The 18,969-nt window shown below is 67.4% G+C and carries 14 protein-coding genes and 1 pseudogene; 8 read left to right on the top strand and 7 right to left on the bottom strand.

Annotation, left to right across the window (positions count from 1 at the left end; genetic code table 11):
• Positions 1-62: 62 nt before the first annotated feature.
• Positions 63-2,840, bottom strand: coding sequence for a type VI secretion system Vgr family protein (locus BST28156_RS31535; RefSeq protein ID WP_174904292.1), 2,778 nt, complete (start codon positions 2,838-2,840; stop codon positions 63-65).
• Positions 2,841-3,338: 498 nt separating this feature from the next.
• Between BST28156_RS31535 and BST28156_RS31530 the strand changes: the two are divergent.
• A pseudogene (locus tag BST28156_RS31530) lies at positions 3,339-3,776 on the top strand (GNAT family N-acetyltransferase); the annotation flags it as partial.
• On the opposite strand, the gene BST28156_RS31525 reads toward BST28156_RS31530, so the two are convergent.
• Together BST28156_RS31525 and BST28156_RS31520 are read right to left on the bottom strand one after the other, a co-directional pair.
• Entirely contained in the window at positions 3,748-5,067 is a 1,320-nt protein-coding gene (locus tag BST28156_RS31525; RefSeq protein WP_174904284.1) for a replication-associated recombination protein A, read from the bottom strand. The pseudogene BST28156_RS31530 and the gene BST28156_RS31525 sit on opposite strands and share 29 nt — an antisense overlap.
• Positions 5,068-5,345: 278 nt before the next feature.
• The gene (locus BST28156_RS31520) at positions 5,346-6,563 is read right to left on the bottom strand and encodes an alpha-hydroxy acid oxidase (RefSeq protein ID WP_174904283.1); all 1,218 of its coding nucleotides are present in this window, start codon (positions 6,561-6,563) and stop codon (positions 5,346-5,348) included.
• A gap of 103 nt (positions 6,564-6,666) precedes the next feature.
• Here BST28156_RS31520 and BST28156_RS31515 point away from each other — a divergent pair, with 103 nt between their 5' ends.
• Positions 6,667-7,554, top strand: a complete 888-nt coding sequence (locus BST28156_RS31515; RefSeq protein WP_060244012.1) for a LysR family transcriptional regulator — start codon at positions 6,667-6,669, stop codon at positions 7,552-7,554.
• Positions 7,555-7,608: 54 nt separating this feature from the next.
• Here BST28156_RS31515 and BST28156_RS31510 read toward each other — a convergent pair whose 3' ends face one another.
• Entirely contained in the window at positions 7,609-8,928 is a 1,320-nt protein-coding gene (locus tag BST28156_RS31510; RefSeq protein ID WP_060244010.1) for an MFS transporter, read from the bottom strand.
• A 392-nt stretch (positions 8,929-9,320) separates the two neighbouring features.
• Here BST28156_RS31510 and BST28156_RS31505 point away from each other — a divergent pair, with 392 nt between their 5' ends.
• Positions 9,321-9,605, top strand: a complete 285-nt coding sequence (locus BST28156_RS31505; protein ID WP_174904290.1) for a cupin domain-containing protein — start codon at positions 9,321-9,323, stop codon at positions 9,603-9,605.
• A gap of 43 nt (positions 9,606-9,648) precedes the next feature.
• Here BST28156_RS31505 and BST28156_RS31500 read toward each other — a convergent pair whose 3' ends face one another.
• Positions 9,649-9,939, bottom strand: coding sequence for a winged helix DNA-binding protein (locus tag BST28156_RS31500; protein WP_174904289.1), 291 nt, complete (start codon positions 9,937-9,939; stop codon positions 9,649-9,651).
• A gap of 228 nt (positions 9,940-10,167) precedes the next feature.
• Between BST28156_RS31500 and BST28156_RS31495 the strand changes: the two genes are divergently transcribed.
• From BST28156_RS31495 to BST28156_RS31480, 4 genes are all read left to right on the top strand, one after another.
• Positions 10,168-11,094 carry a hypothetical protein gene (locus BST28156_RS31495; RefSeq protein ID WP_254596455.1) on the top strand — a complete coding sequence of 309 codons (927 nt, stop codon included), beginning with the start codon at positions 10,168-10,170 and terminating at the stop codon, positions 11,092-11,094.
• A gap of 284 nt (positions 11,095-11,378) precedes the next feature.
• The gene (locus BST28156_RS31490; RefSeq protein WP_174904281.1) at positions 11,379-12,764 is read left to right on the top strand and encodes a sodium:solute symporter family protein; all 1,386 of its coding nucleotides are present in this window, start codon (positions 11,379-11,381) and stop codon (positions 12,762-12,764) included.
• 32 nt (positions 12,765-12,796) lie between these two features.
• Positions 12,797-13,753, top strand: coding sequence for an agmatinase (gene speB / locus BST28156_RS31485; protein WP_174904280.1), 957 nt, complete (start codon positions 12,797-12,799; stop codon positions 13,751-13,753).
• Between the two features lie 79 nt (positions 13,754-13,832).
• Entirely contained in the window at positions 13,833-14,747 is a 915-nt protein-coding gene (locus BST28156_RS31480) for a LysR family transcriptional regulator (RefSeq protein WP_060244001.1), read from the top strand.
• A gap of 57 nt (positions 14,748-14,804) precedes the next feature.
• Here the strand turns inward: BST28156_RS31480 and BST28156_RS31475 are convergent, their stop codons facing one another.
• Together BST28156_RS31475 and BST28156_RS31470 are read right to left on the bottom strand one after the other, a co-directional pair.
• Entirely contained in the window at positions 14,805-15,038 is a 234-nt protein-coding gene (locus BST28156_RS31475; protein WP_174904279.1) for a hypothetical protein, read from the bottom strand.
• A 15-nt stretch (positions 15,039-15,053) separates the two neighbouring features.
• Positions 15,054-15,338, bottom strand: coding sequence for a DUF4148 domain-containing protein (locus BST28156_RS31470; RefSeq protein WP_060243996.1), 285 nt, complete (start codon positions 15,336-15,338; stop codon positions 15,054-15,056).
• 268 nt (positions 15,339-15,606) lie between these two features.
• On the opposite strand from BST28156_RS31470, the gene BST28156_RS31465 reads away from it, so the two are divergent.
• A complete protein-coding gene (locus BST28156_RS31465) occupies positions 15,607-18,834 on the top strand; it encodes an efflux RND transporter permease subunit (RefSeq protein WP_174904278.1) in 3,228 nt (1,075 codons plus the stop codon).
• Positions 18,835-18,969: the final 135 nt, after the last annotated feature.

Raw genomic sequence — 18,969 nt, 5'->3', positions numbered from 1 at the left:
GATGCAACCGGACTAGCCGGTGCTGTATCGGCTGTGTCTGCCATGATTATTCTTATCCCCGGTCAGCTTTTGTTCTTGAAGAAATTCACAACGAACGGTTCGAACTGGTTGCTCTGGATGGGGGCAAGCTTGCCCGCAGCGTTGGACTGTCCCTTTACCACCTCGCCCGATGCTTTCGTGATCTCCGCCTGCATACCTTCCACGGCTTGTCCATCGGTCGCCCGTACGAGTTTCGGCACGCGCCCGAGCGGCGCATGATCGAACTTCGGCATGTCCGTGCTCATGCTCGCCGGCCCCTGCCATGAGTGTCCGGCGGACTTCACCGTGAACGTGCCCGGACATCCCAGTTCGATGTCGCCGCCGTGCAGTTTCAGGTAGGCGCCGCCGGATGTCGTGAAAACCACCTGATCACTCGCCATGCCGGCCAGCTTGCCGCCCGCCGCCGTGAACTGGATGTTCTTCGCCGAGTCGATCTGCGTGTCGTCGTTCTGGCTCTGCAACGTCACCTTGCCCTGATTCGCGATCGCCGAGACGCCGTCGCTGTGCGCAAACATCGCAACGCCGCGACCGCCATGCAGGTTGATGCGCTGGCCGCTGGTCAGCTGGACATGCTGCTGCGCGACCTGGTCGATGTTCTGTCCGGCATAGGTGACATGCGTCTTCGGTGTAATTGCTACCGAGCCGGCCTGCGCACCAAAGGCCATCAATGCCTGCGAGCCGTCGGGAGCGCCGGCGTGGCTGTTCGAACCGCCGCCGGCCGTCCAGCCCTTGAACGCGGCAGCGAGCGCCTGCTGCCCGGCCGTATCGGTCGCCTGTCCGCCGTGCTGCCCCGCGTAATCGCCCAAGGATTTGAACAGCTCGGTGCATTCGCCCAGCAATTGCAGCAGCTCGTCGCGATCGAGCTGGCCACCGCTTGCCTGCGAGCGGGCGTAGGTCGTCAAGAGGATGCCTTGTGCCGCCCGCAACGCGGCCGCCGCGTCGGTGCGCAGTTCGGCGCCCTCGCCGCGATCCTGGCCGCGACCGTCTTGACGGGGCTGTGTCAGATACCCGAGGTTCAGCTGGGAATGCGCATGTTCGCTCGCCAACTGCGCCGAAATTTGCGACGGCGTATCGTCGAGGCGCAGTTGGTTATATCGGCGCCCCTTGATTTCCTTGGTCTTGATTCCCGACACGTAGCGGTTGCCGGGAAGGCTGCCGACGTGAGTGAAGGCCGCCGGCGGGTTCACGCCGTTGCTCAGCACGTTGATGATAACCAGGCGGTCCGGATCGCCACCAAGGCTGCCGATCAAGACTTCCATGCCGACACGCGGCAGAAACAGCGCGCCGAAGCTACCGCCCGCGAGGCTCGCCCCGACCCGGATCGGCGCGCTGTCGCCGGCATTGTCGTTCGTACCCGCACCCTGCGCGTGCGCGTGGTCCGCCGGATCCAGACCGTGGATCCTCACGCGCACCCGGCCGTCGGCGTCACAGAACACTTCCTCGCCTTCCTGGCCGACGATCGTGCCGGTCAGCAAATGAACGGGCGGTAGGTCGATCCGCGGATCGTACGCGGGCGTGAGCGGCACGCCGCGGCGTACGCAGGTAAAGCGGTTCTCGTAGCGCGTATCGGATTCGGCCGTCTCAGTCGACGGCCGTGGCGGCGACGGAAAGGCAAGATTCCGGCTCGCGGCAAACAGCGCCTGCACGCGCTCGGTCAGGCCTTGGGGAAGGTTATTCCACACATCGTGGTCGATCGAGGTGATCACGAACTGCCGCTGGTCGGCCGGCTGCATGTCCCATTCGGGCGTGCCGGCCAGCGTGATCCATGCACCCACGGCCAGATCGCGTACGCCGCTCACGCCGTCGTAGCGCTCGGCCTCGAACTGATGCGCGAGCATCCGGGCGCGCGTGAGACGTTCGTGATCGTCCCACGAGTCGCCGGCATGCGGGATGTCGATCGCGATGTCGGTCAACAGCTGTGCGAGATCGTTGCCGGCTTCGCCCTGATCGACGCTTGTCGCGACCACCGACTCATCGATGCGAGCCTTCTTGTAGTCCCACGACGGGCGGCCGGCCTTGCCGGGGGCCAACTGCTGACGCAGCGCGAAAAGCGTAACCGTGTCGCGCTCTTCGGTGCCGGCGTCGCGCGGATGCAGGCGTACAACCCCGGCGGGGGCTTCCGGCAGGGAGGCCGGGTCGTCGCAGCATACGAGCGTATGCACGGGTGTATCGTCGTGGACGTTACGTGCGTCCTTGGCCGAGCCGGATCGGGCGAACACCGTAATGCCCTCGCGGCGCAGCAGGCGGCGCACGAACTGCGCGTCCGATTCGTTGACCTGCCGGGTCAATTCGCGTGCTGGATACCGGTCACGACTCAGGTGAGACAGGTCGAATTCGAATGCGGCCGCCAGCGCCGGACTGCGCTGGCGCCATTCGTTGAACAGCGTCGCAAGAATGTCGATGACGCTGCTCTGCCGGAACACGCGAGAGTTGGTGCGCTTGTCCATCAATGACAAAGCGTCGCAGACCGTGAGCTGGTACACGCACAGCTCGCCGTCGCTCTGGCCTATCTGAACGTCCCGGATGATCGCGTTGACGACGTGTAACTGGCCGCGGTCGGTAACGAGCCGCAGCGAGACGGGGACGCCGAGGAATAACCGCGGCGACAAATCGTTGCGAGGCGACACGCAGGTCAAATGGCCGTGGATACCGGTCATCAGCCCCTCATGCACGCGCGCATGCTGCAGCGCAAGCAGGCGCCCCAACGTGCCTTGCGCCCTCCCGAAATTCAAAGCGACAGGCCGACGATTCCAGTCGACCGCCCCCGATGCGAAGCTGCTTATTGTTTCGCTTATTGACACAGCCACTCTCTCAATATTGTTCAACGCATATTGGATCTTCGGTCGCGCGGCGGGCTTCAAAGCACAGGCGCACTACCGATTTGTGACGGAAGCATAGCAAATTCGCGACACAATCCGGCGGTCGGCAAACAACCATGTTGTTTTCCCGATTCAATCTCACAAAAATTGACGAAGATTCAAGCAGGAGCGACTACACGCCTGCCCGCCGAGACAGCGAGCGATTGCGGAATATCACAGGACCAACAAGACCACGACCGCTGCGCGCTACAATCGACTCCCCCCGAGGGGCGGCCTGCCGAACCGGTCTTTGCCGAGTGCATCCGGTCCGATCGACGGCCCCTCCAGGAAACCGACCGCACCACGAACACCAGTCAGCCATGAGTCAGCGCTCCGGCCGATCGTGCAGCCGACCGAATACCGCGGCGCGAACCCGTATCGAATCGCCCGTCCCGGGCCTTGCGTGACGATCATCCCGTGTTGACATCCAATTTGCTCCACGTCCGGCCGCTCGAAGCGGCGGACGAAGCCGCCTGGCGGACGTTGTGGAAGGACTATCAGACGTTCTACGAAGTCGCGTTGAGCGAAGACGTCTTCGCGACGACGTGGGCGCGCCTGCACGATCCTCACGAGCCGATGTTCGGGCTCGGCGCATTCGACGCGGCCGGCACGCTGCTCGGCCTCGTGCACGCGCTCTATCACCGCTCGTGCTGGACGATCGCGCGCCGTTGTTATCTGGAAGACCTGTTCACGTCCGCCGACGCGCGCGGACGCGGCGTCGGTCGAGCATTGATCGACGCGGTCTGCGAACGCGCGCGGGCCGATGGTGCCAGCGAGGTCTACTGGCTCACGCACGACACCAACACCACCGCGCGCGCGTTGTACGACGCGCTGGCGACCCGCACCGGCTTCATCGAGTACGCGAAAAAGCTCCGCTGACAGCGTCGCGGTCCAGCCGCCGCAACGCGTCGAGCCGCTCGGCGATCCCGGCCTCGACGCCGCGCGAAGTCGGTCGGTACCAGTACGGCGCCTGCATGCCGTCCGGCAGATAGCTTTCGCCGGCCGCGTAGCCATGAGGCGCGTCGTGCGGATTCCGGTATGCCCGCCCGAGCGCGGGCGTCAGCTCGTCCGGCACGTCGCGCAGATGCGCGGGCACCTCACGCGGCCGGTCCTGCCGCACAAACGCCCTCGCCTGCATGAGCGCCATCCCGCCGGCATTGCTTTTCGCCGCGCACGCGAGATACAGCACGGCCTGTGCGAGCGCGAGGTCGCCGTCGGGCGCGCCGAGCCGGTCGCTGGTCCTGGCCGCGTCGTTGGCGATCCGGAGCGCGGCCGGATCGGCCAGGCCGATATCGTCGTACGCGATTGCGACGATCCGGCGCGCGAGGTAGCGGCGGTCGGTGCCGCCGTCGAGCATCCTGCAAAGCCAGTACAGCGCGGCGTCCGGGTTCGAGCCGCGCACCGACTTGTGCAGCGCTGAAATCTGATCGTAGAAATGTTCGCCGCCCTTGTCGAAACGACGCGCGCCGCTCGTCGTCGTGCGTGCGATGAAGCCGGCGTCGAGCGTCGTGAGGCCCGCCGACTCGGCTGCCGTGCGCACCTGTTCGAGCAGGTTCAGGAAGCGCCGCGCATCGCCGTCCGCGTGAGCGACCAGCGTGTCGCGTGCGTCATCGTCGAACGACAGTTTGCCGAGCGCAATGCCGCGCACCCGGTCGAACAGCGAGCGCAGTTCGTCTTCACTGAGCGGTTTCAGCACGTAAACGCGCGCACGTGACAGCAACGCACGATTGACCTCGAAGCTCGGGTTCTCGGTCGTCGCACCGATGAAGATCACGGCACCGGACGCGACGGACGGCAGCAGCGCAGCCTGCTGCGTGTCGTTGAAGCGGTGGATCTCGTCGACGAACACGATCGTGCGGCGCCCTGCTGCGTCGAACGCTTGTTGTGCACGCGCGGTTGCGGCGCGAATGTCCTTGACGCCGCCGAGCACCGCGGACAACGCGACGAACGCACAATCGAATGCCTGCGCGGTGAGCCGCGCCAGCGTCGTCTTGCCGACGCCGGGCGGGCCCCAGAAGATCATCGAATGCGGTTTGCCCGATTCGAACGCGCGGCGCAGCGGCATGCCCGCGCCGAGCAGATGCGTTTGCCCGATCACGTCGTCGAGCGACGCGGGACGCAGCGCGTCGGCCAGCGGCCGGCGCGGTTCAGGCGAAAACAGGTCGGACATGGGGATGGACGAAGCGTATCCGTCGGCACCCGTTGCCGTCGGATGCGCGGATTATGACAGCGATGCGGCGATCGCGTCGTGCGCACGCCGTTCGCAGGCACCTGTATGAGCGCTGCGGCGCCGACCTTCAGTCCTCGCCGTCCCCTGCCCGCTCGCCAATCGCAATCAACCGACCCTCAACCTGTGCTCAGACGCGTTTCTCGATGGACGAGTTTCGCAAGAGAACGATGCTATTGTGATAAGAAAAGTTATCCGTACAAGAGCATAATTTTTTCAAATCACCCTTTCCGAATCAGCACGTCAGGCGTCAACTCACTGCACCGCTCGACCCCCAGCATCGCCATGTTCCGGTCCACCTCGTCACGCAACAGGCCGATCGCATGCAGTACGCCCGCTTCGCCGGCCACCGCAGCCGCGTAATTGAACGGCCGCCCGACGAACACCATGCGCGCGCCCATCGCGACGGCCTTCAGCACGTCCGATCCGCGACGAAAGCCGCTGTCGATCATCACCGGATAATCCGCGCCGAGCGTCCGCACCACGTCGGGCAGGATGCGCATCGGCGAGACCGCGCCGTCCAGCTGGCGGCCGCCGTGATTGGACAGGATGATCGCGTCGGCCCCCGCGTCGCGCGCGATGACGGCGTCGTCCACACTGAGAATGCCCTTGATCACCAGCTCGCCCTTCCATTCCCGCCGGATCCGCTCCAGATGTCCCCAGTCGAGATGGTCGCGCGCGGAGAAATCCCGCAGCACCGTCGACGACAGGATCGGCGCGCCACGCGTCGCAAACGAGTTTTCGAAATGCGGCATGCCGTGCGCGAGCAGCGTCCGCGCGAAGGTGCCCGCCAGCCAGCGCGGGTGCGTGATGCCGTCCCAGAACAGGCGCGGCCCCGGGCGCAGCGGCGTGGTGAAGCCGGTGCGCACGTTGTTCTCGCGATTGGCGGACACGGGGATGTCGACCGTGATGACCAGCGTCCGGTACCCGGCACGCGCGACGCGTTCGAGCAAGGCGCTGATGCGGTCGGTGTCGCCGGGCAGATAGGCCTGGAACCACGTGCCCGGCGCGGCGGCGGCGACCTCCTCCAGCGGAATCAGCGACGAGCCGCTCATGATCGACGCGATGCCCGCGCGCTGCGCGGCGCGCGCCAGCACGATGTCGCCGCGATAGGTCGACAGCGCATGGATGCCCATCGGCGCGATGCCGAATGGCGACGCGTAACGTCGTCCGAACAGCTCGACCGTCTGCTGCCGCTGCGAAACATTGCGCAGCACGCGCGTCGTGAACCCGTACTCGTCGAACACGGCACGGTTGTCGTCGCGGGTGCGGTTGTCTTCCGCCGCGCCGCTGACATAGCCGAAGATCGGGCGCGGCAGCACGCGGCGCGCCTCGGCCTCGAAATCATGCAGGCTCAGCATTTTGCGCAGTACGCGCGGCGTGCGCATGGCGGCCTGCGGGCGGCTTGCGGCGGGAAGGGATGAGGCGGACGAGGTCATTTCTGCAGCCTGTTGTCGAATCGATGCGCCGATTCTAGGGATCCACGAGGTTCATAAAAAGCGATAATCTTCCAATGAATTTGTTCGATAAAAGCGAAATATCATGGCGACTCCGACTCTCAAGCAGCTCGACGCGTTCTACTGGGCGGCGACCTGCGCAAACTTCTCGACAGCGGCGCAACGGCTTCATCTGTCGGTGTCGTCGTTGTCCAAGCGCATCAACGAACTGGAACAGGTCGTCGAACGCACGCTGTTCGACCGCAGCGGCCATCGGGCCGTGCTGACCGACGACGGCGAGGCGCTGTTGCCCGCCGTGGTGCGCGTGCTCGAGTCCGTCGCCGCGCTGCAGGACTCGGTCGCCCGCGACGAGGGATTGAGCGGCCGGCTGCGTTTCGGGGTCGGCGAGCTGTCGGCCATGACGTGGCTGCCGCGTTTCGTCGCGGCGGTCCAGAAACAGCATCCGAAGCTGGCGCTGGAGCCGTATGTCGACGTGGGGGCGGCGCTGGAGGAGAAAGTCGATGCGGGCGAACTGGACTTCGCGGTGATCGCGGGGCGTTCGTCGCGCGGCAGCGTGCTGTCGCAGCCGGTCGCCGAAGCGCGGTTCGCGTGGATGGCGGCCGAGGCGCTGGTCGGCAGCGAGCGCGCGCTGACGCCGGCGCTGATCGCCCGTCATGCGCTGGTGCTGCTGCCCTCCGGTTCGGGCGTGACGCGCATTCTCGACGACTGGCTGCTGGCGTGCGGAATCAATCACGCGCGCAGGATCGCGTGCAACAACTGGAGCGCGGTGGCCGGCATGTTGCGCGAAGGCGTCGGCATCGGCTTCCTGCCCGTCGACTGGGCGCGTGCGCGGCTCGGCGGCGACCTCGTGCAGCTGACGAGCGAGCCGCCGCTGGCGCCGCTTCCGTATGCGTTCCAGTGGCGCCGCGGCGACGTGCGCGGGCTGATTCCGTCGATGCTGTCGCTGGTGCGGCAGTACGCGGATTTCCGCTGACGCGCGACGCGCCGCCCGTGTCGGGCATGGGCGCCGCGCCGGATGGGGCTGTCGTCAGGCTTCGTCGATGCGCGACACGCGCTGGGGATCGGGCATCCACAGATAGCACAGCAGCGACACGAGCACGCAGGCCGACACGTAGTAGAAGAACCACGCTTCGTGTCCGATGCTCTTCATCCACAGCGCGACGTATTCGGCCGTTCCGCCGAACAGCGATACCGTGATCGCATAGGGCAAGCCCACGCCCAGCGCGCGCACGCCGACCGGGAACAGTTCGGCCTTGGCCACCGCGCTGACCGACGAATACAGGCTGACGATCAGCAGCGCGGCGACGATCAGTGCGAGTGCGCTGCCGGTCGTCTGAACGCCGCGCAGCGCCTGGAAAATCGGCACGGTACACAGCGTGCCGAGGACGCCGAACGCGATCAGCAGCGGTCGGCGGCCGATGCGATCGGACAGGCTGCCGAACACCGGCTGCATCACGACGAACGCCAGCAGGCTGATCGCGGAGACCATCGACGCGTCGGCCTTGCTCATCCCCGCGCTGTTGACGAGGAATTTCTGCATGTAGGTCGTATAGGCATAGAACGCGACGGTGCCGCCGAGCGTCAGGCCGGCCACGATCAGGCATTCGCGCTTGTGGCGGAACAGGTCGGCGATCGATGCGTGACGGCGCTTGCTCTGGCGATGCTGCTCGAACGATGCCGTTTCCTGCATGTTGCTGCGCAGGAAGATCGCGCTGCAGGCCAGCAGCGAGCCGAGCAGGAACGGGATGCGCCATCCCCAGCTCTCGAGCTGCGCGGTGGTCAGGAAAAACTGCTGCAGCACCACCAGCACGCCCATCGCGAGCAACTGGCCGAGCGACAGCGTCGCGAACAGGAAGCTCGAATAGAAGCCGCGGCTGGACCGGTCGGCCATCTCGCTCAGGTAGGTCGCCGAACTCGCGTATTCGCCGCCGAGACTCAGCCCTTGCAGCAGTCGCGCGGTGACCAGCAGCACCGGCGCGGCGATGCCGATGGTGTCGTAGCCGGGCGTCAGGCCGATGATCAGCGAGCCGATGCACATGGCCAGCACCGACACGAGCAGCGCGGCCTTGCGGCCCTTGCGATCGGCGTACATGCCGACGAGCCAGCCGCCGATCGGACGCATGATGAAACCGACGGCAAAGATCGCCGCCGTATTCAGCAGCTGCACGGTCAGGTTGCCGTTCGGAAAGAACGCCTTCGCGAAGTACAGCGAAAACGCCGAATAGACGTACCAGTCGTAATACTCGATGAGGTTGCCGACCGATCCGCTGAAGATGGACCGGAGGTTCGCGAGGGTTCCGGTCGGCCGGGAATCCGTGGCAGTGGCAAGGGGGCTGGCGCGCGACACGTAGGGTCTCCGTTTCGATTGTGCTCGTGGTCCGCGCAGGCGGCCGGCCGTGGACGCGCCGCTTGCGATCGGGTGCGGCAAGGTTAGAAGAGACGTTGCTTTGTAGAAAGCGAAATAATGAAAATGACTTCATTCGCTTTATGGAAACTTCGCCCGCTGCGCCCTTCTCCCCAGGCTTCCTCGGCACCGGTCCGGCAGCCGCGGCACGAGGCAGCACGCGCGTGACGAACGACCTGCTTCAGCAACGGGAACGATCGACGAATGGCTCGAATCGGCGGAACGTCATCGTCGATGCCGGCACTTCCCCGGATAATCGATCGCGTGCGTGTCGAGGTAACCTGCCGGTTATCCGACACGACACATGTCGCCGCCAACTCTTCCCGGAGAAAACCATGCAACGTCCGCAAGCCGTGCCGACGCAACAGGTATCGAACGAACGCGTGATCGTCACCGAATGGCGATTTGCGCCGGGCGCCGAGACCGGCTGGCATGTTCACGGGCACGACTATGTGGTGGTCCCGCAAACGAACGGACGGCTTTTGCTCGAGACCGCACAAGGCAACCGGGAATCGCAGCTGCATGCGGGGCAAAGCTACGCGGGGCTGAAAGGCGTCGAGCACAACGTCGTCAACGCGACCGACCATGAAGTGGTCTTCGTCGAGGTCGAGCTCATTTGAGCGAACGCCCGGGCAGACCGGCCGCCCTGCCCCTCGCCGGCGATTATTCCTGCATCTGTTCCTCGGTCGACCGGATCAGGTTCCCGCGCAGCGTGACGATCGCCCGCCGCATCTTCGCGCATTCGTCGGGTTTCGACCCGGTCGCTTCCACGAGGCTCATGTCGAGCCCCGTTTCCCGCATGCGGCGGCCGCTTTTCGTCAGGCCGACGAGCGCCTGGCGCTCGTCGGATGGATCGTGGTGACGTTCCGGATAGCCCATCGCTTCGAGCTTCGTCAGGATCGGCTCGTGGGCGTTGCCGAATGCCAGGTTCGTCCAATAGATCGCGAAACACAGGCACTCGGACCGCTTCGGCGCGGCGGACGACGAGGCTTCGGTCGCTTGTTACCCGCGGCACTTGCTTCGATCGCGGTCTGGCTGTTTGCCGGGCCCGCGACGGCCGGATCGCTTCCGGATGCGCCTTCATCCCCCGCCCCGCAACGCATCCTCTTCGTCGGCGACAGCCTCACGCATGGCCGCTATACGCCCGTACGTTCATACGGCGCGAGCACGTCGAAGCCATCCGTGCGCGGCACCGCATCGGTCGTCGACGAAAACTTCGGACAGGCCGGCGCCCGCGCGGAACGCGAACCGGGACCGTGGGGCGGCATTCCGGGCCTGTTCGCGCGCTTTGCGCTCGAGTCGGGCCTCGACTATGACGTGCATCTCGAAGCGATGTCGGCGACGAGTCTCGCCCGACATGTGCGGGTCGCGTCCGACGTGATCGACCGCCCGACCTGGGACGCGGTCGTGCTGCAGGAGCTGAGCGCGAAGCCGCTGCCGTTCGCGTTGACGCACAGCCGCGCCAGCGACCCGGCCGGCTTCTGCGCGAGCGTTGCGGCGCTGGCGCGCGGCATCCGGGCCGCCGCACCGCATGCCCGCGTCTACTTGTACGAAACCTGGCCGCGCGCCGATCTCGCCAGAACGCTCGCGGGCGAGCCGGACCGCGACGGTTTCCATGCGCGCTATCTGGAGCGTCTCGCCGAAATCGCCGACGCATATCGCGACGCCTACGAAGCCGCACGCCACGGCGATCCCGCGATCGCAGGCGTCGCGCCGGTCGGGCGCGCGTGGCAGCGCGCATGGGCGACCGGCGTCGCCGATCCCGATCCGGATGCGCGCTCCGGCGCGCCGCTGCTCTGGTACGGCCTGCGCGCGCAGAACGACCCGCCGATCGCGCGGCCCGACTACCTGCATCCGGGTGTCGCCGGTGCGTATCTGAGCGCGCTCGTGTTGTTCCAGCAGATCGCGGGCGTCGACGTCCGCACGCTCGGCCCGCGCGAGCAGACGGCCGCGCAGCTCGGCATCGCGCCGGACCTCGCGGTCAGGCTGCAGGCGGTTGCGTTCGACACCGTCCGGCAGGAGTCGGCTGCGGCCGATGCGGGTTCGACGGCCGGGCGGCCCGATCCGTGCATGCGGCAATCCGGTGCGGCGCTCGACCCGGCCGACTGAGCGCAGGTGGATCGGTCGCGCCGGCACGGCGCAGCTCGATGCGGACCACGCCCCGCCGCACTGCCGCATCGCGATCCGTTTGTGCATGACGCACGCGCCGTGCACGCGAGCGGACGTGCATCGTTGCGCCGCAACACCGGCGCGCCGCGGGGCGGCCACTTTATCGCCCGGGAAACTTGAGTTGTCGAGCCGGGAATTCCGCCGCGGCGCACGACGCCGCAGACTCCGCGAACGCGGCCGCGGAAGGTCGCCAGAACGACGACAGGCAAACGGAGATCCCCATCATGCTGCTCGATTACCTGGTCATGCTGGTCTATGCGCTGACGATGCTCGCGCTCGGCTGGTACGGGATGCGCAAGGCGCGCAACCGCAACGACTTCCTCGTCGCGGGCCGCCGCCTCGGCCCCGGACTCTATCTCGGCACGATGGCCGCCGTGGTGCTCGGCGGCGCATCGACGATCGGCACGGTCAAGCTCGGCTACCAGTACGGACTGTCCGGGCTGTGGCTCGTGTTCATGCTCGGGCTCGGCATCATCGTCCTCAGTCTGGTGTTTTCGCGGCAGATCGCGCGGCTCAAGGTCTATACCGTCACGCAGGTGCTGGAGCAGCGCTACCAGGCGTCGTCACGGCTGATCGGCGGCATCGTGATGGTCGCGTACGACCTGATGGTGGCCGTCACCGCGACGATCGCGATCGGCTCGGTCACCGAGGTGGTGTTCGACGTTCCGCGCATCCCGGCGATCCTGTGCGGCGGCGGCATCGTGATCGTCTACTCGGTGATCGGCGGCATGTGGTCGCTGACGCTCACCGACGTGATCCAGTTCGTGATCAAGACAATCGGCATCTTTTTCGTGCTGCTGCCGCTGTCGATCCACGACGCGGGCGGCCTCGCGCGGATGCAGGCCGTGCTGCCGGCCGGCTTCTTCGATCTCGGCCATATCGGCGCGGACACGATCGTCACGTACTTCCTGCTGTATTTCTTCGGCGCGCTGATCGGCCAGGATATCTGGCAGCGCGTGTTTACCGCGCGCAGCGAGACCGTCGTCCGCTATGCGGGCCTCGGCGCCGGCATCTACTGCATGCTGTACGGCGTGGCCTGCGCGCTGATCGGTGCGGCCGCGCGCGTGCTGATTCCCGATCTCGCGGTACCCGAGAATGCGTATGCGGAAGTCACGCGCCAGGTGCTCGCGACGGGGCTGCGCGGCATCGTGGTGGCCGCCGCGCTGTCGGCGATCATGTCGACGGCATCCGGTTGCCTGCTGGCGGCCGCCACCGTGCTGCAGGAAGACGTGTACGCGCGCTTCCTGTGCGCCGGCAAGGCCGGCAGCCTGCGCGAGAGCCGCATGTTCACGCTGCTGATGGGCGTGGCGATGCTGGCGCTCGCGTGTGTCGTGAACGACGTGATCGCCGCATTGAGCATCGCGTACAACCTGCTCGTCGGCGGCCTGCTGGTGCCGATCGTCGGCGCGCTGCTGTGGCGGCGCGCGACCGCGCGCGGCGCGATCGCGAGCATCGTTGCGGGCTGCGGCGTGGTGGTGGTCTTCATGGCGCGCGACGGCGTGCTCGCGACGACGCCGATCGTCTACGGCCTCGCGGCCAGCCTCGCCGTCTTCGTCGCGGTCAGCCTCGCCGGCCGGCCCGCCGCCGCACTCGAACCGCAGTCGGATTGACCCGCGCCGCCTTCCCCAACCAGGAGCCTCCGATGACCGATGACTTTCCGCAACCGCTCGACGCCGCCGACATCCCGCGCTTCGCCGGCATCCCGACCTTCATGCGCCTGCCGGTGTTCGACGATCCGGCGCAGGTACAGATCGCGCTCGTCGGCGTGCCGTGGGACGGCGGCACGACCAATCGTGCGGGCGCACGCCACGGCCCGCGCGAAGTGCGCAACCAGTCGAGCCTGATGCGTCGCGTGCACCACGTGAGCCGCATCGCGCCGTACGATCTCGTGCGCGTCGGCGATCTCGGCGATGCGCCGACCAACCCGATCGACCTGCTCGATTCGCTGGCGCGGATCGAGCGCTTCTACCGGCGCATCGACGACGCCGGCACGGTCCCGCTGTCGGTCGGCGGCGATCATCTGGTGACGCTGCCGATCTTTCGCGCACTGGCCGCGCGGCGGCCGATCGGCATGGTTCATTTCGACGCGCATTCGGACACCAACGACCGGTATTTCGGCGACAACCGCTATACGCACGGCACGCCGTTCCGGCGCGCGATCGAGGAAGGCCTGCTCGATCCGAAGCGCACGGTGCAGATCGGCATCCGCGGCTCGGTGTACTCGGCCGACGACGAAGCGTTCGCGCGCGACTGCGGAATCCGCGTGATTGCGATGGAGGAATTCGCCGCACTCGGCGTCGCGGCTACGCTCGCCGAAGCACGCCGCGTGGTCGGCAGCGAGCCGACCTACGTCAGTTTCGACGTCGACGTGCTCGATCCGGCATTCGCGCCCGGCACGGGCACGCCGGAAATCGGCGGGATGACGACGCTGGAAGCGCAGCATCTGGTGCGCGGGCTGCAGGGGCTGAACCTCGTCGGCGCCGACGTGGTCGAGGTGTCGCCGCCGTTCGATGCAGGCGGCGCCACCGCGCTGGTCGGCGCGACGATGATGTTCGAGCTGCTGTGCATCCTCGCCGATGCGATTTCGCGGCGGCGCTGAACGATACGGCACGGGATCTCGCGCGACGACGCCGGCCGGGCTATAAACGAGGTTTGCCCCACTGTCGCGAGCGCTCCCGATGCTTGGCAATCTTTCCGATGTCGACCTGCGCCTGCTGCGCACCTTCTGCGCGATCGTCGAGGCAGGCGGCTTCACCGCCGCGCAGGTGCGCCTGAACACGAGCCTGTCGCGCCTGAGCGTGCTGGTGCGCGACCTCGAGGTGCGCCTCGGCTACTCGCTGTGCCGGCGCGGCAGCAGCGGCTTCCAGCTCACCGACGAAGGACAGGAGCTGTACGAGGCCGCGCAGGGCCTGTTCGGCGATATCGAGCGGTTTCGCGAACAGGTCAGCGGCCTCGGCGGCCGCGATCGCGAGACGCTGAACCTCGGCTGCGTCGACGGCGTGGTCGGCCAGCCCTGCGCGCCGCTGCCGCTCGCGATCCGGCTGTTTCGCCGGCGCGCGCCCGCGGTGCGCATCAACCTCCATACACAACGCCCGGACGAACTCGAGAACGCGGTGCTCGAAGCACGCCTGCAACTCGCGGTCGGCGCGTTTCATCATCGGCTGTCCGGGCTGCGATACCAGTTCCTGTTCCGCGAGGAGCAGAACCTCTACTGCGCGCGCGAGCACCCGTTCTTCGAACGCGGCGCCGCCGAGCCCGAACTCGACGAGATCTGCGCGGCCGACTATGTCGGGCGCGGCTATATGGCAGAGAGCCGGCGGCCGCACGGGCTCGTGTTCGATCACTGCACGAACGCCTATACGATGGAGGCGATCGCGACGCTCGTGTTCAGCGGCACCTTCATCGGCTACCTGCCGACCCACTACGCGGCCGCGTGGGTGGCCGAGGGCCGCCTGCGCGCGATTCGTCCCGCGCAACTCGCGTATTGCTCGTCGTTCCATTGCGTGACGCGCCAGGGTGCGGAGCCAGGCGCGACGCTCGACGGCTTTCTCGCCGCGCTGGACGACGCGCAGGCGCAGCTCGGCGGCGCATAGTCGTGCGCGGCCCGCGTGCGCCGTACGCGTCGCGGATACCGGAGCGGGCCGCGGCGATCAGCGGCCGGCATCGTGACGTTGAGCCGATGTCGAGCAGGGCTGCGCTTGTGCGGCCGCGACATCGGTGGCCGCCGCTTGCCGGTCGTCGGCTGCGCGCGTCGGATTCAGCTGGTTCAGCACGCTCGCGCGGCCGCCGCTGTCGTCCGGCAATTGCGGTTGCCCGCGCGCGAAGGCCGGCGCGACCGCCGCTGCGAGCAGCGCGGCGATCGCGAGTCGGGACAGGCGCTTCATCGTCCGGCTCCCGGCTCATTGTGCGGTGGCGGCCGGTACGGCCGCCGACGCGTTTGCGGTCGTGGTGCGCTGCTCGCCGTGCGCGAGCGCATAGAGCTCGCGATTGCGTGCGATCGTCTGCGCGCTCGGCGGATAGTCCCAGTTCGGCGCGGGCACGGTGCCGTCGCGTTGTGCCTGAATCAGGTCAGCGATCACGTCGGCGCGCGTCAGGCCGGACGTCGAAGTCTGTGCGAACGCGGCGGCCGGCATGCCGATTGCCACGGTGAGCAGCGCAGCGGCTGCCGTCAGTCTGCGATTCATGATGAAACTCCCGAAACGGTTCGATGAGGACGCATCGTCGATGCGCCGCCGGCGGAGTCGCGGATGCGATTGCCGCCCGACGCATTCATTCTGGTGATCGCAACAGGCAAGGACGCTGACCGCCGGATGACAGTTTTGAAATCCGCCGGCCGGCATGCAGATAACGGCTTCGTAATCTTCGGGTCAGGGTCGGGTCAACGCCGCGCCGGCAGACTGCACGCTCGTCGCATCGAGTGCGGCGCCCTGCTCTGCTTCGAGGAACAACATCATGTGGATCGTCCGGCTGGCGTTGCGCAGGCCCTATACCTTCGTCGTGCTCGCGCTGCTGATTTTCATCGCGGGCGCGCTCGCGATCCTGCGCACACCGACCGACATCTTTCCGAACATCGACATACCGGTGGTCAGCATCGTCTGGTCGTACAACGGCTTTTCCGCCGAGGACATGGCCAAGCGCATCACGACCAACTACGAGCGCGCGCTCACGTCCGACGTCGACGACATCGAGCACATCGAGTCGCAGTCGCTCAACGGCGTGTCGGTCGTGAAGATCTTCTTCCACCCCGGCGCGGACATCAATCGCGCGATCGCGGAAGCCGCGAGCAATTCCGCGTCGATCCTGCGCATCCTGCCGCCCGGCACGCTGCCGCCGAACATCATCACGTACAACGCGTCGACGGTGCCGATCCTGCAACTCGGCCTGTCGAGCAAGACGCTGCCGGAACAAAGCCTCTACGATCTCGGCAACAGCTTCATCCGCACGCAGCTCGCGACCGTCCAGGGCGCGGCCGTGCCGCTGCCGTTCGGCGGCAAGGTGCCCGAGATCGTCGTCAACCTGAACACGCGCGCGCTGCAGGCCAAGGGGCTCGCGCCGATCGACGTGGTCAACGCGATCAACGCGCAGAACCTGATCCTGCCGGGCGGCACCGCGAAGATCGGCACACGCGAATACGACGTGCAGATGAACGGCAGCACGCAGACGGTCGCCGCGCTGAACAACCTGCCGGTGAAGACGGTCGGCGGCAACGTGGTCTACGTGCGCGATGTCGCGCACGTGGTCGACGGCTTCGCGCCGCAGACCAACATCGTGCGCAGCGACGGCAAGCGTGCGGCGCTGCTGACGGTCGAGAAAAGCGGCAGCGCATCGACGCTGACGATCATCGGCCAGGTGAAGGCCATGCTGCCGAAGATCGCGGCCGGCTTGCCGAAGGCGCTGCAGATCACGCCGCTCGGCGATCAGTCGGTGTTCGTGAAGTCGGCGATCCAGGGCGTCGCACGCGAGGCGCTGATCGCCGCGTGTCTCACCGCGCTGATGATCCTGCTGTTCCTCGGCAGCTGGCGCGCGACGCTGATCATCGCCGTGACGATCCCGCTGGCGGTATTGACGTCGCTGTGCGCACTGTCCGCGCTCGGCGAGACGATCAACATCATGACGCTCGGCGGGCTCGCGCTGGCGGTCGGCATTCTGGTCGACGACGCGACCGTCGCGATCGAGAACATCACGCATCATCTCGAACGCGGCGCACCGCTCGAGGAAGCGATCCTGACCGGCGCCGGCGAGATCGCGGTGCCGACCTTCGTGTCGACGCTGTCGATCTGCATCGTGTTCGCGCCGATGTTCCTGCTGACCGGCGTCGCGCGCTACCTGTTCGTGCCGATGGCCGAAGCGGTGATCTTCGCGATGCTCGCGTCGTATTTCTTCTCGCGCACGCTGATTCCGACGCTGGCGATGGTGCTGATGCGCGCGGGCGGCCACGGCCGGCCGCTGCGCGGCATGTTCGCCCGCTTCGCGCGGTTCCAGGCCGGTTTCGAACACGGCTTCGAGTCGGTCCGCGCCCGCTATCGCGCGCTGCTGTCGGCCGCGATCGCGCATCGCCGCCGCTTCGCGGCCGCGTTCCTGCTCGCGTGCGCGGCGTCCACCGGCCTGTTCGCGGTCGCGGGGCAGGATTTCTTCCCGTCGGTCGATACCGGCGAGATCCGGCTGCACCTGCGCGCACCGACCGGCACACGGATCGAGCAGACCGCGCGCCTGACCGACCAGGTCGAGGCGCGGGTGCGCGCGGTGATTCCGGCGCATGAAATGGCCGGCATTCTCGACAACATCGGCGTGCCGGTCAGCGGGATCAACCTGACCTACGACTCGTCCGACCCGATCGGCGCGGGCGACGCCGACGTGATGATCACGCTGAAGCCGAACCACCGTCCGACCGCGACGTATGTGGCGCGGCTGCGCAACGTGCTGAACCGGGATTTTCCGGGCGTGAGCTTCGCGTTCCTGCCGGCCGACATCGTCAGCCAGATCCTCAACTTCGGCCTGCCCGCGCCGATCGACATCCAGATCGTCGGCAACAAGCTCGACCAGAACCGGGCGGTCGCCAACCGGCTGCTCGCGCAGCTGCGCGGCGTGCGCGGCCTGGTGGACGCGCGTATCCAGCAGCCCGGCGACGCGCCCGCGATCAACGTCGACGTCGACCGCACCAAGGCGATCCAGGCCGGACTCCAGCAGCGCGACGTGTCGCAGAACCTGCTGATCGCGCTGTCCGGCAGCTCGCAGACTTCGCCGAACTTCTGGCTGAACCCGAGCAACGGCGTCAGCTATCCGGTGCTGGTGCAGACGCCGCAATACGAAGTCGATTCGCTGCAATCGCTCGCGAACATCCCGATGCCGGCTGCCGCGCAGTCGCCGCAGACGCCCGCGGGCGGGCCGGCAGCGGGCTCGCCCGCGCAGAACCTGCTCGGCACGCTGGGCACCTTCTCGCGCGCGCAGGAGCAGGCGGTCGTGTCGCATTACAACGTGCAGCCGGTGCTCGACATCTTCGCGTCGGTGCAGGACCGCGACCTGGGCGGCGTGACCGCCGACGTGACGAAGCTCGTCGATGCGGCGCGCGCGCAACTGCCGCCCGGCTCGTCGATCGTGCTGCGCGGCCAGGTGCAGGCGATGCACCAGTCGTTCGCGGGGCTGCTGAGCGGCCTCGTGCTCGCGATCGCGCTCGTGTACCTGCTGATGGTCGTCAACTTCCAGTCGTGGACGGACCCGCTCGTGATCGTCAGCGGCCTGCCCGCGTCGCTCGCGGGCATCGCGTGGATGCTGTTCGTCACGAATACGACGCTGTCGGTGCCCGCACTGACCGGCACGATCCTGTGCATCGGCATCGCGACCGCGAACAGCATTCTGGTGGTCAATACCGCGCGCGAGCTGATCGCCGGCGGCGCGCCGCCGTGGCAGGCCGCGCTCGACGCGGGCTTCAGCCGCTTCCGCCCGGTGCTGATGACCGCGCTGGCGATGCTGATCGGCATGCTGCCGATGGCGCTCGGGCTCGGCGACGGCGGCGAGCAGAACGCGCCGCTCGGCCGTGCGGTGATCGGCGGGCTGGCATTCGGCACGCTGTCGACGCTGCTGTTCGTGCCCGTCGTGTTCGGCTTCGCCCATGCGTGGCTCGACCGGCGCCGCGACGCGGCCGCCGCGCGCCGTGCGCAGGACACGCCCGTGCTGCCGTGATCGCCGCCCCGTGCCGATTCCCTTCGACTCGCCCGACTCCGACCTCGAACCCATCATGAACGACTCGAACGAACCCCTCGCCCCGCCGCCGGTCGACGCTGCGGCGCCGTCCGCGCCCCCCGCGCGCGCCGCCGC

Source organism: Burkholderia pseudomultivorans (assembly GCF_902499075.1).
In the GTDB taxonomy this organism is placed as follows: Bacteria; Pseudomonadota; Gammaproteobacteria; order Burkholderiales; family Burkholderiaceae; genus Burkholderia; species Burkholderia pseudomultivorans.
This window is presented reverse-complemented; position numbering and strand designations above follow the sequence as displayed.